This is a genomic window from Sphaerotilus sp. (assembly GCF_041083715.1).
Classification (GTDB): domain Bacteria; phylum Pseudomonadota; class Gammaproteobacteria; order Burkholderiales; family Burkholderiaceae_C; genus Sphaerotilus.
Genome location: NZ_JBFPGY010000052.1, coordinates 1 through 12,861 on the forward strand (window position 1 = coordinate 1; position 12,861 = coordinate 12,861).

A 12,861-nucleotide genomic window follows, 5' to 3' on the forward strand; every position below is an offset into this window, starting at 1 on the left:
GCGGCCGACACCGTTTCGAGTCGAAGGCGTGCTGTCGAGCGGCTGTGGTGCAGCAGCTCGTCGAGGAGTGTGTGGTGGCGCCCCATGAGGTCGTCGATCAGCAGTGCCGGCGACGCGGTGGTCGTGTGCAGGTTCAGCACCGACTCCAGCTGCTGCCCGATGGCCACGATGCGGGTTGCGAGCGCTCGCTGGCATTGGTGGCTGGCGCGCTGGGTGTTGCCGAGCAGCTGCTGCCAGCCCGACACCACGGGCTCGGCCAGCCGTGTGTGGCCAGGATGGAGGGCGCGCTGCGCGCCGGATCGGTCACCAGGCCGCGCTGGCCCGGAGGGCCGGATGCCCAGCAGCCCGAACGTGATCACCGCCATCGCGGCGGCGGGCCATCCGCCGAAGTACAGACCGGCTGCCCCGGTGGCTGCGGCGAGCGCCGAGGCCGCAGCCCCCCGCCAGTGACCCGAACGGCCTGGTCGGGCATTCGGGGCGGCAGGAGCGGGCAGCGTCGACGAATTGGAAGACATGTGGATTCTCGGGACAGCAGGAGTTGACTTCGAGTGTCGGGAATTTGCACGGGTGTACAGCCGCGGATAAGGCGGTGATGCCGCGCCTTCTTCGGGCGTGGCGGGCCGGGTGGCTGCCTATGATCAAGCGGGGAGGTGGCCTGCCGATAACGCCTGCAGTGCGTCCGCAGGACAGGTCGCCGAGCAGGGATGCGGGCCAGCGGTTGCAGGTCCGGATGAAATACCAAAGCACGAGAGGATTGGGATGGCCGCCGACGAAATGACCACCTCGGCCGAACCGAGGAGCCCCTTGCCCTCGGTCGTGCGGCACTGGTGGAGGCAGCAGCAGGCGACCGTGGAGGCGCTGCGGTGCACGGTCTGGGGTCACCACGCTGGCTGGTCGCTGGGCATCAGCCTGCTGCGCAACCTGCGCATGGCACACAAGACCGCCCTGGTGGCCCTGGCGCTGATGCTGCCCGGGGGGCTGCTGATCCACGACACGCTGGAGCTGTGGCGCGAGCGCCATGCGCTCCACCTCGGGGCCGTCAACAGTTTCGGTCAGTACAAGGCACTGACGGAGCTGAACATCACGCTCGACGGGCTGTTCCAGCAGTTGCTGCGCCGGGAGCAGCGTCTCCAGGCCGACCGGCTGCCGATGCTTCGCCAGCAGGAGGCGGCGCAGTACAAGGTGCTGCAGGGCACCTTGAACTCCCAATACAGCTCGCCGGGAGCCGCTGCCGCGATGGAGCGCATCGCCCGCCAGCTCGACACCAGCCGGGATGCCATGCTGGCACACCAGGATGACGACACGCCGGCGGCCGTTCCTGGTACACCGTCGCCGCGGTGGGTCGCGGTGATCGCGTATACACACGACCTGCAGGCGTTGCGCACGGCACTGTCCACCGATCGGGCGCTCGCGCTGGACGCCGATGTCGGCGTCAAGATGCTGCGCAGCGGTCTGGCCGACCCGCAGTTCCAGCTGATGGCCAACATCAGCCGGCTCGGGCGCATCGGTCAGCGGCTCTATGCCGAGCCTTCCAATGAGACCAAGGTTCGGGACATGGGGCTGCTGATGGCCCGGTCGGAACTGCTGCTCGACCAGTCGCAGCCGATGTTCGAATACGTGCGCGACCAGCGGCTCATCGATCCGGGCGAGGCAGAGCGCCTCATGGCGCGCCTGCAGACGTTCCTCCGGACGACCGAATCGCTGCTGCACATCGCCGCGGTGGCGCCAGGCACTGAGCTGGCCTTGCGCAGCGAGATCGACGCAGCGTCCTTTGCCCTCAAGGTGTCGGATGCGATCGAGGCCAGCGCCCGTCTCCAGACGCTGGCGCTGAACGCCATGGGTGTCCGTGTCCAGGCCAGCTATCAGCAGCACAACGAGCGCCTGAGCGGCCGTGTCGCAGTCTTCCTTCTGCTGACCCTGCTCGGGTTGTATCTGATGGTGTGTCTGCATCGGGTGATGTCGGGTGGCCTGGCCACGCTGTGTCTGCAGCTGGCCGAAATCGGTCGTGGCAACCTGTCCATTCGCCCGCGCGGCTGGGGCCAGGACGAGATCGGTCAGGCGCTCAACATCCTGGGTCAATCGGCCAGCGGCATGTCCCGGATCTTCGAGACGCTGGACCGCAGCGTGACCTCCATGGCGCACCAGACCGAGGCAATGGGCGCGCAGCAGGGCCATCTGCAGGACAGCAGCCGCCAGATGGTGGCCGGCATCGCGGAAGGCACACAGCTGATCCGCACCTTCGATGCGGCGCTCGGCCAGTGTGCCGAACGCGTCGAAGCGGCGGCCGAGCAGGTCCGCGGACTGCGGGTCGATGCCCAGCGCAGCCGCCAGGCGATGTCCGGCCTGGGACAGCGCATGGCACAGATGCAGGCCCGCAGCCGCGAGATCACCCGCGTGATCGGGCTGGTCGAGACCGTGGCCTTCCAGACCAAGCTGCTGTCCCTGAATGCATCGGTCGAGGCGGCCAGGGCCGGCAGCGCCGGGCGCGGATTCGCGGTGGTGGCCCAGGAGGTGCGTGCCTTGGCACAGCGCAGCGAGGACGCGGCCAGGACCATCCGCCACATCGTCGGCCAGTCGGTGGCCGAAATCGACGAAAGCCGCCAGGTGAGTGACCGTGTCGGGCGCATCGTGATCCGCACGGCGGACGAGTTCCAGTCGCTCGATGCGCACATGTCGGAATTGCTGGCGCAGACCCGCGCCAGCCACCAGCAATCTTCGCGGGTCTGCGAGATCACCCGCGAGATGGCTCCTGCAACGGTGGGGCAGGCGCGTCTGGTGCGTTGTTTCGCCGATGCCTGCGACGCGTTGCGGAGCGAGGGCGATGCCCTGCGCCACACGCTCGATCAAGTGACGCCCAGGGGCTGAGATGACGATACTCGACAACCGTTCACCATGGACACGCGGCCCTCTGGAGGTTCTGCTGACGCCGGGGTTGCGCATCATGCGCGGCATGCGTCTGCCTGCCAAGATCGGCCTGCTCGGCGCCATGCTGGCGATGCCACTGTTCCTGCTGATGACCTTGACGATGATCCAGGCCAGCGACGACATGGCGGTGGCCCGTGCCGAGCGGGAAGGGGCTGTCCTGGCGCGGCAGGTGACGGAGCTGATCGTGCTGGTGCAGTCGCACCGCAGCCTGTCCAACCAGATCGCGGCTGGCGTCACGGCACTGACGCCCACCCGCGACGCCGTGCGGGTGGATCTGCGCCAGGCCGTGCAGCAGGCGGACCAGGCCATGGCGACCATGACCACCTTCACCCTCGACGACCTGTGGCCGGCGGAGCGGGAGCGGCTGCTGGCCTTGGCGGACGGGCACGTTTCTGCGCGGCGGACCGAGGCGATGGCGGAGCATGGCGTGCAGGTCGAGCGCCTGCGTCGCCTGCTCAAGCTGATTGGCGAACGCTCGCAGCTGCTGTTCGATCCGCGGGCCGACAGCTACTTCATCATGGATCTGGGCATCGAGCGTCTGGTGCCCTGGATGGAGTCGATTGGCGTGCTCGAAACCCAGGGTGGCGAGCTGCTGCTGCGGGATGTCTCGGTGCGCGACCGCACGATGATGCTGGGCCTGGCGGGTGACTCCCAGCGCGCGGCCGAAGAAGTCGTGCTGCAGCTGCAGGCGCTGGCGCGCACCGGCACCGAGATCAGTGACGGTGTGCGACTGGCGTCCGATGCCACCGGGCGCATGCTGTCCCTGGCCCGCGCGACCTTCGAGCCCGAGTCGGTCAGCGCCGAGATCGCGCCTTACCACGCTGCCGGCATGGAGGCACTCCAGGCATTGCGGCGCTTCGACGAGGAACTCTGGGTCCAGCTGGACCAGCGGCTGAACCAGCGCATCCGAGACTTCGAGCAGCGCCTGCTGCTGCAGGGCTGTGCGGTGGCGCTGGGACTGGTGGGTCTGGCGTATCTGGGGCTGAGCTTCTACACCAGTTTCACCGGGTCGCTGAGGCAGGTGACCGGCAGCCTGGTGGCCGTCACCAATGGCGATCTGTCGGTGCAGGTGCGCATCGAAGGTCGGGATGAGCTGGCGGAGCTGGGCCTCGAGCTGGAGCGCATGAGCGTCCGGTTGTCGTCGCTGGTCGGCGAGATCCGGGGCAGCGCGGTCGGTGTCGACCAGGCCGGCACCTCGGTGGCGGATGATGGCCGTGCGCTGTCACAGCGCACCGAGTCGCAGGCGGCCAGCCTGCACCGCACGCTGCTGACCGTGCAGCAGCTCAGCCGCGCTGTCGGCAACAACGCCGCGGCGGCCGATGCGCTGCAGCAGCTCACCACGCGGCTGCGCAACGACGCTGCACTCGGCAGCGAGGCCATGGCCCAGTCCATCCAGGGCATGCACACGCTGGAGCAGAGCGTGAACCGGGTCGCCGAGGTCAACGCGGTGATCGACGACATCGCCTTCCAGACCAACCTGCTGGCGATCAATGCGTCGATCGAAGCGGCGCGGGCGGGCGAGTCCGGCAAGGGTTTCTCGGTCGTGGCCGGCGAGATCCGTCAACTGGCCAACCGCTGCGGCGAAGCGGCGGCCGAGGTGCGCGGCCTGATCGAGTCGACCACCGAACAGACCGGCAACTCGCTGCGGGCGATCGAGGATGCGGGTGGGCGTCTGACGTCGGTCATCCGTGGTGTCGACGATGTCTCCGTCCGGCTGAACAGCATCACGGAGGCCAGCCACGCGCAGAACGCCGCGCTGGAGCAGGTCAGCACCAGCGTGAGCGAACTCGACACCATCACGCGCCAGAACGTCGACATGGTCGAGCAGTCCTCCGTCTCGGCCGAGTCGCTGGCCACACAGGCTGCGTCACTGCGGACGTCCGTAGCGTCGATCAAGTTGCGCGAGCGCCTTCAGCCGGCTGCAACCACCAGCATCTGAACCCGCATCTGGCCTTGCCAGGTGTCCAGTGACAGCCGGTAGGCCAGCCGCACCCGCTCGCCCACCGGCTCGATCTGCCCGAACCAGATCGCGTCGCGCACCTGCCCGTGCAGCCGCACGCTGAGCTTGAGGTGACGCTCACCGACCAGCCGCTGCCGCAGCACGTCCACCTCGTCGGCGAACAGCGGCGCCTCGAACGCCTGTCCCCAGACCTGCTGGTCGAGCAGTCCGACCGTGGAGGCATCGAACCAGCGTGGATCGAGCGGGCCGTCCGTCGCCAGGCGGTGATCGAGGGTGGCGGCGTCCAGCCCTTCCTCTGCGACGGAACGCAGGGCCTCGGCGAAGGTGTCGAAATCGTCGGCGTCGATCGTGCAGCCTGCGGCCATCGAGTGCCCGCCAAAACGCTTCAGCAGGCCCGGGTGCCGCTTGGTCACGAGGTCCAGCGCATCCCGCAGGTGAAAACCGGGGATCGACCGCCCCGAGCCTTTCAGCAGCCCGTCCGCACCGGCGGCAAACACGAAGGTCGGTCGGTGCAGCCGGTCCTTGAGCCGCCCGGCGACGATGCCGACCACGCCTTCGTGGAACTCGGGATCGAACAGCACCACGGCAGCGGGCGGCTCCCCCTTGGGCATCAGCGACTCCAGCAGCACCTCGGCCTGTTCGCGCATCCCGGCCTCGACCTCGCGCCGCTCGCGGTTGATGCTGTCGAGCAGGCGGGCGAGTTCGGCGGCCTGCGTCGGGTCGTCGGTGAGCAGGCAGGTGATGCCGATCGTCATGTCGGCCAGCCGCCCCGCCGCGTTCAGCCGCGGGCCGAGCGAGAAGCCGAAGTCGGTGGCGCTCGCCCGCTGCGGGTCGCGCCCGGCGGCGGCGAACAGCGCGGCGATTCCCGCCTGCATGCGTCCGGCGCGGATGCGTTTCAGGCCCTGCGCGACCAGCCGGCGGTTGTTGGCGTCGAGCTTGACCACGTCGGCGACCGTGCCGAGGGCCACCAGGTCGAGCAGCGCGTCGAGCCGTGGCTGGTTCACGGCATCGAAGCGCCCGCGCTGGCGCAGTTCCGCCCGCAGCGCGAGCAGCACATAGAACATCACGCCGACCCCGGCGATCGCCTTGCTCTCGAACGTGCAGGCCGGCTGGTTCGGGTTGACGATCACATCGGCCGCGGGCAGCGTCGGCGCGCCGTGGTCGTCCATGGCTGGCAGGTGGTGGTCGGTGACCAGCACGCGGATGCCGAGTTCATGGGCGCGGTCCACGCCGGCATGGCCGGCGATGCCGTTGTCCACCGTGACCAGCAGCGCGGGGCGGTGCACCTGTGCCAGATCGACGATGGTGGGGGTCAGACCGTAGCCGTGGATGGCACGGTCCGGGACGACGTAGTGCAGCGTGCCGGGCTGTGCGCCGAGCATGGCCAGTCCGCGCAGTGCGACAGCGCAGGCCGTGGCGCCGTCACAGTCGTAATCGGCGACGACGACGATGTGGCCGCCAGTCTCCAGCGTGTCGGCCAGCAGCCGGGCGGCGGCGTCGGTGCCGGCCATCGCCGATGGGGGCAGCAGGCGTGTGAGCCCATCGTCCAGTTCATCGGCGCTGCGGATGCCGCGGGCGGCATAGAGGCGGGCGAGCAGCGGGTGGACGCCCGCCTGCTCCAGCGCCCAGGCGGCGCGGGGCGGAACGTCGCGGATGTCGATTTGTGGGGTCATCTTGTCGCGTGGATCCGCAGGCTCAGAGGGATTCGAGAACGGCCACGGCGCTGGCCTGGCGCGAGCGGCCCAGCAGGCGACTGAACCAGTGCCGCGGGCGTGGCGTCCAGGTCTGTGCCAGGCGCTCGCCGCACAGCGTCAGCGTGACCGGCGCACCCGCTTCGGCGTGCCGCAGCAGCGTGGCGATCGGCCCGGCATCCAGGGCATGCCACGCGGCCACCCAGTCCGCCCATTCGTTGGCGAGCAGCGGGGCGCGCAGGCGCCACTCCACGTCGAGGTCGGCGAGCGGTCGGCGCGGCTGGGCTGCGCCGCAGCCACTGAGCCAGAACGAGTTCACCGTGAGCTGCCGGGCGGCTTCGCGGGTTTCGTTGAGGGCGTGCTCGTGCCAGAGCATCTGTGCCTCGACCTGCAGCCGGCGCAGCTTGCGCGTCTGCGGTGCGTCGCTGAGCCAGAGGTCGAGGTTGCGGCCGATGGCGCGGTCGAGCGAGGCGCTCGGCAGATCGGCCAGCGCCGCGTGGCGCACGTACCAGCGCAGCGGCGCGCCCCATTGCAGCGACCAGCCTTCGGCGTCGAACGAGGGTTTCAGCAGGTCGAACAGCGTGCGGGATTCCGCTTCGGTCAGCGCGAGCGCTGCCGGATCGACCAGCGCGATCTGGTCGCTGCCGACGTGCCAGTGCACCGGGGTCAGCAGGCCCCAGGGTGCGCCGCTGGTGTCGTGGTCGGCGCGCAGCCCGTCGTCCGCGGCCCAGGCTGCCGCCCAGGGCCAGCGGCCGTCGGCACCCGACCAGCCATGGGCTTCGGCCAGCACGCGCTCGTGCGGGGCGCTCAGGGTGTATTCGTCATCGTCAGGGCGGGCGGGCATGCCGCCCTGTGGCGCCAGGCGGCCCAGCAGTGCGTCCAGGTTCGGCAGCTGCAGTGCCTTGAGCGCGGCGAGACCGGCGGCAGAGGCGGCGCTGGCATGGGCGATCAGCAGGTGGGCGTGGGCAGGGGCGTGGTCTGGCATGGCGGGCGGATTATCCGACCCCCTCGAACGGGCGCGGAAAAAGTTTGCGATGACCGACCGAACCAGCTCCTGTCCCCCGGTGCGCTGGTATTCCGATACAAAGGAGTTACGTATGATTTTTTTCATTTGAAGGACTTCACCAAGAAAGTGCTCGCCATGAAACAGGCTTCCCGAGGGGCTGAGGCCAACCTCGATCTGTTGCGCAGTCTGGCGGTGCTCGCCGTGATGGCGGACCACCTCGTGCCGACGTGGCGCTACTGCGGCCTCGGCGTGCCGACCACGGTGCAACTGGTCACGGCCCACATCGGCCAGGCGGGCGTGATCGCGTTCTTCGTGCACACCAGCCTGGTGCTGATGGAGTCGCTGCAGCGCATGAGCGGTGGCAAGGCGCTGCAGCGTGGGGTCGTGCTGCGCTTTTACCTGCGACGGTTCCTGCGCATCTACCCGCTGGCGCTGGTGTGCATCACGATGGTGGTGGTGCTGGATCTGCCGGCGATGACCTGGCGCGACAGCCCGCCGCTGACACCGCAAGTGGTGCTGGCCAACCAGTGGCTGGTGCAGAACGTGGTGACCGGGCGCAGTGTGCTGGGGCCGCTGTGGAGCCTGCCCTACGAGGTGCAGATGTATGTCGTGCTGCCAGGGCTGTACCTGATCGCCACCAGTGCCCGCGGGCCGCGCTGGCTGGGTGGGCTGCTGGGCGCGGCCGTGCTGGGTGCGCTGGTACTGGGGGAGTTCACGGGCGGGCGGCTCAACATGGCGGCCTATCTGCCGTGTTTCCTGAGCGGGGTGCTGTGCTTCGCGCTGCGGCAGCGGGTGTGCCTGCCGCAGTGGCCGAGTGGCGGCTGGATCGCGGCGCTGGCCGGGTTGTTTGGCGGCTACGCGTGGCTGCACTGGGGTGCAGGCAAGCCGGATGTGGTGGCGGGCTGGTGGTTCGCACTGCTGCTGTCCATGGCGATCCTGGTGTTCGAGGACAGCCAATGGCCGCGCCTGAACCGCTGCACCCAGTGGATCGCACGCTACTCCTATGGCCTGTATCTGCTGCATGTGCCGGTGCTGTGGCTGGTGTTCCACCGCTGGCGGCTGCAGTCACTGCCGTTGAGTCTGCTGGTGTATCTGGGGCTGTCGATGGCTGCGGCAGTCATCGCCTTTCACCTGATCGAGGCACCGATGGTGGCCCTTGGCCAGCGCCTGACGCAGCGCGCACTCTCGCCGGTGTGGCGCGAGGCTGGCAAGCGCGAGATGCCGCTGGGCATGGCGGCGATGGAGCCGGCCGAGGTCTGGCAGATGCTGCGCCGGCACTGAATCCGTGCGGGCGGCTGCATGGCCTGCAGGCTCGGGTAGCATGCCCGCCCATGAACTGGCCCTACGAAGTACGCATTGGCTGGCGTTACACCCGCGCAGGACGCGCGGGGCGACGCAACGGCTTCATCTCCTTCATCAGCGGAGTGTCCATGCTGGGCATCGCGCTGGGCGTGGCGGCGCTGATCATCGTGCTCAGCGTGATGAACGGCTTCCAGAAGGAAGTCCGCGACCGCATGCTCAGCGTGATCGCCCATGTCGAGATCTTCGACACCACCGGCAACGGCCTGGAGCGCTGGCAGACGCTGGCCGATGCCGCGCTGAAGAACCCGCAGGTGGTGGCGGCCGCGCCCTTCGTCTCGGCGCAGGCGCTGATCGCCCGCGGCGAGGACATGCATGGCGTGATGGTCCGCGGCATCTCGCCCGAGGAGGAGTCGCATGTCACGCCGCTCGCCGCGCAACTCAGGGACACCGCGCTGAAGAAACTGCAGCCCGGCGCCTGGGGCGTGGTGCTGGGGGCGCAACTGGCGCGCTCGATGGGCGTGGCCGAGGGTGATTCGGTCACCCTCGTCACGCCGAGCGGCCAGACGACACCGGCCGGTGTCGTGCCGCGCCTGAAGCAGGTGACGGTCGTCGGCGTGTTCAATGCCGGCCATTACGAATACGACAGCGGGCTGGCGTTGATGCACATCGACGATGCCACCCGGCTGTTCCGCACCGGTGGCCCGCAGGGCGTGCAGCTGCGCCTGAAGGACCAGCAGCTCGCCCGCGAGGTCTCGGCCGAGCTGACCGCCTCCCTCGGTCCGCAGGTGATGGTGCGCGACTGGACCCGCACCAACGCGGCCTGGTATGACGCGGTGCAGATCGAGAAACGCATGATGTTCATCATCCTGACGCTGATCGTGGCCGTTGCGGCGTTCAACCTCGTCTCGACGCTGGTGATGACGGTGACCGACAAGCAGGCCGACATCGCCATCCTGCGCACGCTGGGGGCCAGCCCGCGTTCGATCATGGGGATCTTCATGGTCCAGGGCGCCGCGTCCGGCGTGATCGGCACGCTGGCCGGGCTGGCGCTGGGGCTGCTGGTGGCACTCAACGTCGGCGTGATCGTGCCGGCGCTGGAGCGGCTGCTGCACACCACCTTCCTGCCGAGCAGTGTCTACCTGATCTCGCGCATGCCCAGCGACCCGCAGGCCGCCGACATCGTGCCCATCGGTGTGATCTCGCTGGTGCTGGCGTTTGTGGCGACGCTGTACCCGAGCTGGCGCGCCAGCCGTGTCAACCCGGCGGAGGCGCTGCGCTATGAATGATGTCCACGTGGTGAACGACGGTGCCGTGATCCTGCAGGCGACCGGGCTGGTCCGGCGTTTTCTGGACGGTGGCCCGCGCGGGCTGGACGTGACGGTGCTCCACGGCGTCGATCTGGCGATCCGGCGCGGCGAGACGGTGGCCATCGTCGGTGCGTCCGGCTCGGGCAAGAGCACGCTGCTGCACCTGCTCGGCGGACTGGACGCGCCCAACGCCGGGCGTGTGACCTTGGCCGGGCGCGATCTGGCGACGATGGACGCCGCCGAGCAGGGCCGCTGGCGCAACCAGTACCTCGGCTTCGTCTACCAGTTCCACCACCTGTTGCCCGAGTTCACGGCGATCGACAACGTGGCGATGCCACTCCTGATGCGCCGCCAGCCGATCGCCCAGGCGCGCGAGCGGGCGGCGCAGCAGTTGCGCCTGATGGGGCTGGGCGAGCGGCTGGAGCACCGGCCGGGCGAACTCTCCGGCGGCGAGCGCCAGCGGGTGGCGATCGCGCGGGCGCTGGTGACCAGTCCGGCCTGCGTGCTGGCGGACGAGCCGACCGGCAACCTCGACCGCGAGACGGCCGGCGGTGTCTTCGCGCAGATGCTGGCGCTGGCCCGCGAGCGCGGCACCGCCTTCGTGCTGGTCACGCACGATCCGGAACTCGCCGGGCGCTGCGACCGCATCCTGCGCATCGACAAGGGGCGCATCGTCTGAGCGGTGCCCCTGCGGTCTGCGGCGTCGGCCACTGCCCGGTCGGGGGGGTGCCTGGTCCGGCTCAGTCCGGCTTGATCTTCGCCCGCGCGATCACCGGCTTCCAGCGCTTCTGCTCGGCATCGATGAATCGGGCGTAGTCGGTCGGCGTGCTGCCCACCGGCAGGGCGGCGTCGTGGGCCAGCCGCTCCAGCGTTCCCGGCTCGTTGACCGCTTTCGCGGCCGCGGCGGCCAGCTTGTCGAGGGCTGCTTGCGGCAGGTTGGCTGGCACGTTCAGGCCGTACCACTGCGTCATCTCGAAGCCAGGGAACCCTTGTTCGGCCACGGTCGGCACGTCCGGCAACTGGGCGATGCGCTTGGTGGTGCCCGTCGCGATGCAGCGCAGCTTGCCGGCGCGGATGAACTGCAGCACCGCTGCCGCACCGATCGAGGCCGCATCCAGCCGGCCGGCGATCAGGTCGGTCAGCATCGGGCCGGTGCCGCGGTAGGGCACATGGGTGATGAAGGTGCCCGAGGCCATCTTCAGGTACTCCATCGCCAGGTGGCCGGCGCTGCCGTTGCCGGCCGAGCCGTAGTTGAGCCGGCCGGGGTTCTTCTTGGCGTGGGCAACGAACTCGGTCAGGTTGTGGACCGGTAGATCGGGGTGCACCAGGTACAGGCTGGGCACCTTGGCCAGCAGCGAGACCGGACGGAAATCCTTGGCCGGGTCATAGGGCAGCTTGTCGAAGATGTAGGGATTGACCGCCAGCGTGCCGATGTGGCCGAGGATGAGGGTGTGCTGGTCGTCGGCGCGGGCGACTTCGCCCATCGCGACATTGCCGGCGCCACCCGGACGGTTGTCCACGAACACCGACTGGCCGAGGATCCTGCCCATCTCGACGGCGGTGGCGCGCGCGATGATCTCGGAGCTGCCGCCCGGCGCGAACGGCACGACGAAGCGGAGCGCTTTCGACGGCCACGCGGACTGCGCGTGCAGCAACGGCGAGGCGAGGCCGGCGGCGGCACTGGCGCCGAGCTGCAGCAGCCGGCGGCGGTCGATGAAGGGATGGGTCATGGGATGTCTTCTTCTGGATCTGGTGGCATGGGGGACGCAGACCACGACACGCTGGCGCAGCCGTGGCGGGCGGCTTCACTCGGTGACACGCACACCCTTCCAGAACGCCACCCGTCCCCTGATCTCGGTCGCGGCGTCCTTCGGGTCCGGGTAGAACCAGACCGCGTCCGGGTTCACCTCGCCGTTGACGAACAGGCTCAGGTAGCGCGCTTCACCCTTCCACGAGCACATGCTCCGGTGGTTGCTCGACAGTACGCAGTCCTGGCGCAGCGACTCGGAGGGGAAGTAGTGGTTGCCTTCGATGACGACGGTGTCGTCACTCTCGGCCACGGTGGTGCCGTTCCAGATGGCTTTCATGTAGGAGTCTCGGGTTGGTTGCAGCCATGAAAAAAGCCCTGCGGCGCGGGGCTGCAGGGCTTCGTGTCGGGCCGACCGAGGCCGGCCGAAGCGACTTCAGTTTATGTCAGCTCACTTGGCGAGCTTGAACACCCACATCGAACCGCCTTGCTCCAGGAAGCTGACCTTCTTGGCCACGTCGCCACCCCACAGCGGCACGGCGCCGCCCCAGCCGGAGGCCACGGCGATGTACTGCTCGCCGCCTTCGATCCAGGTGACCGGCGGAGCGACGACGCCCGAACCGGTCTGGAACTTCCAGACGATCTTGCCGGTCTTGGCGTCAGCCGCCTGCAGGTAGCCTTCCGGCGTGCCCCAGAACACCAGGTTGCCGCCCGTGGTCAGCACACCACCCCACAGCGGGGCGTTGTTCGGCGCTTCCCAGACGATCTTGCCGGTCTTCGGGTCCACGGCGCGCAGCGCACCGATGGGGCCGTCCGACAGCGTCTTGATCGTGAAGCCGGCGCCCAGGTAGGCAGCACCCTTCTTGTAGCTGATCGGCTCGTTCCAGATTTCCATGCCCCATTCGTTGGCCGGCACGTAGAAC

At 69.1% G+C, this 12,861-nt stretch carries 11 protein-coding genes; 5 read left to right on the forward strand and 6 right to left on the reverse strand.

The features are described 5' to 3' along the window. Positions 1-515: hypothetical protein (locus AB3X43_RS02530; protein ID WP_369428316.1), on the reverse strand; the 515-nt coding region annotated here is incomplete at its 3' end. 244 nt (positions 516-759) lie between these two features. Between AB3X43_RS02530 and AB3X43_RS02535 the strand changes: the two genes are divergently transcribed. Further along, entirely contained in the window at positions 760-2,865 is a 2,106-nt protein-coding gene (locus AB3X43_RS02535) for a methyl-accepting chemotaxis protein (protein WP_369428317.1), read from the forward strand. A 1-nt stretch (position 2,866) separates the two neighbouring features. Then, positions 2,867-4,864: a methyl-accepting chemotaxis protein gene (locus AB3X43_RS02540; protein WP_369428318.1), complete on the forward strand. Its 1,998-nt coding sequence runs from the start codon at positions 2,867-2,869 to the stop codon at positions 4,862-4,864. On the opposite strand, the gene recJ is transcribed toward AB3X43_RS02540, so the two are convergent. Both recJ and AB3X43_RS02550 read right to left on the reverse strand, forming a co-directional pair. After that, on the reverse strand, positions 4,837-6,558 hold the full coding sequence (gene recJ, locus AB3X43_RS02545; protein ID WP_369428319.1) for a single-stranded-DNA-specific exonuclease RecJ: 1,722 nt from the start codon (positions 6,556-6,558) through the stop codon (positions 4,837-4,839). The two genes, AB3X43_RS02540 and recJ, sit on opposite strands and share 28 nt — an antisense overlap. Before the next feature lie 22 nt (positions 6,559-6,580). Further along, positions 6,581-7,561 carry a hypothetical protein gene (locus AB3X43_RS02550; RefSeq protein WP_369428320.1) on the reverse strand — a complete coding sequence of 327 codons (981 nt, stop codon included), beginning with the start codon at positions 7,559-7,561 and terminating at the stop codon, positions 6,581-6,583. A 156-nt stretch (positions 7,562-7,717) separates the two neighbouring features. Here AB3X43_RS02550 and AB3X43_RS02555 point away from each other — a divergent pair, with 156 nt between their 5' ends. The 3 genes from AB3X43_RS02555 to AB3X43_RS02565 are packed head-to-tail and all read left to right on the forward strand — an operon-like array spanning position 7,718 to position 10,870. Then, the gene (locus AB3X43_RS02555; protein WP_369428321.1) at positions 7,718-8,863 is read left to right on the forward strand and encodes an acyltransferase family protein; all 1,146 of its coding nucleotides are present in this window, start codon (positions 7,718-7,720) and stop codon (positions 8,861-8,863) included. 50 nt (positions 8,864-8,913) lie between these two features. Continuing rightward, entirely contained in the window at positions 8,914-10,170 is a 1,257-nt protein-coding gene (locus AB3X43_RS02560) for a lipoprotein-releasing ABC transporter permease subunit (protein ID WP_369428322.1), read from the forward strand. Next, on the forward strand, positions 10,163-10,870 hold the full coding sequence (locus AB3X43_RS02565; protein WP_369428323.1) for an ABC transporter ATP-binding protein: 708 nt from the start codon (positions 10,163-10,165) through the stop codon (positions 10,868-10,870). The genes AB3X43_RS02560 and AB3X43_RS02565 overlap by 8 nt, the downstream gene beginning before the upstream one ends. Positions 10,871-10,931: 61 nt before the next feature. Here AB3X43_RS02565 and AB3X43_RS02570 read toward each other — a convergent pair whose 3' ends face one another. From AB3X43_RS02570 to AB3X43_RS02580, 3 genes are all read right to left on the reverse strand, one after another. After that, on the reverse strand, positions 10,932-11,921 hold the full coding sequence (locus AB3X43_RS02570) for a Bug family tripartite tricarboxylate transporter substrate binding protein (protein WP_369428324.1): 990 nt from the start codon (positions 11,919-11,921) through the stop codon (positions 10,932-10,934). A 75-nt stretch (positions 11,922-11,996) separates the two neighbouring features. Then, complete coding sequence (locus AB3X43_RS02575) at positions 11,997-12,278, reverse strand: DUF427 domain-containing protein (RefSeq protein ID WP_369428325.1); 282 nt, start codon at positions 12,276-12,278, stop codon at positions 11,997-11,999. A gap of 111 nt (positions 12,279-12,389) precedes the next feature. After that, positions 12,390-12,861, reverse strand: a 472-nt coding sequence (locus AB3X43_RS02580) for an outer membrane protein assembly factor BamB family protein (RefSeq protein WP_369428326.1), incomplete at its 5' end; no start/stop codon positions are given.

What these genes read in the sequence shown, in the direction of transcription:
- recJ (WP_369428319.1), bottom strand. Translation starts at nt 6,558, where the DNA reads ATGACCCCACAAATCGACATCCGCGACGTTCCGCCCCGCGCCGCCTGG.
- AB3X43_RS02560 (WP_369428322.1), top strand. Translation starts at nt 8,914, where the DNA reads ATGAACTGGCCCTACGAAGTACGCATTGGCTGGCGTTACACCCGCGCA.
- AB3X43_RS02550 (WP_369428320.1), bottom strand. Translation starts at nt 7,561, where the DNA reads ATGCCAGACCACGCCCCTGCCCACGCCCACCTGCTGATCGCCCATGCC.
- AB3X43_RS02570 (WP_369428324.1), bottom strand. Translation starts at nt 11,921, where the DNA reads ATGACCCATCCCTTCATCGACCGCCGCCGGCTGCTGCAGCTCGGCGCC.
- AB3X43_RS02565 (WP_369428323.1), top strand. Translation starts at nt 10,163, where the DNA reads ATGAATGATGTCCACGTGGTGAACGACGGTGCCGTGATCCTGCAGGCG.
- AB3X43_RS02575 (WP_369428325.1), bottom strand. Translation starts at nt 12,278, where the DNA reads ATGAAAGCCATCTGGAACGGCACCACCGTGGCCGAGAGTGACGACACC.
- AB3X43_RS02540 (WP_369428318.1), top strand. Translation starts at nt 2,867, where the DNA reads ATGACGATACTCGACAACCGTTCACCATGGACACGCGGCCCTCTGGAG.
- AB3X43_RS02555 (WP_369428321.1), top strand. Translation starts at nt 7,718, where the DNA reads ATGAAACAGGCTTCCCGAGGGGCTGAGGCCAACCTCGATCTGTTGCGC.
- AB3X43_RS02535 (WP_369428317.1), top strand. Translation starts at nt 760, where the DNA reads ATGGCCGCCGACGAAATGACCACCTCGGCCGAACCGAGGAGCCCCTTG.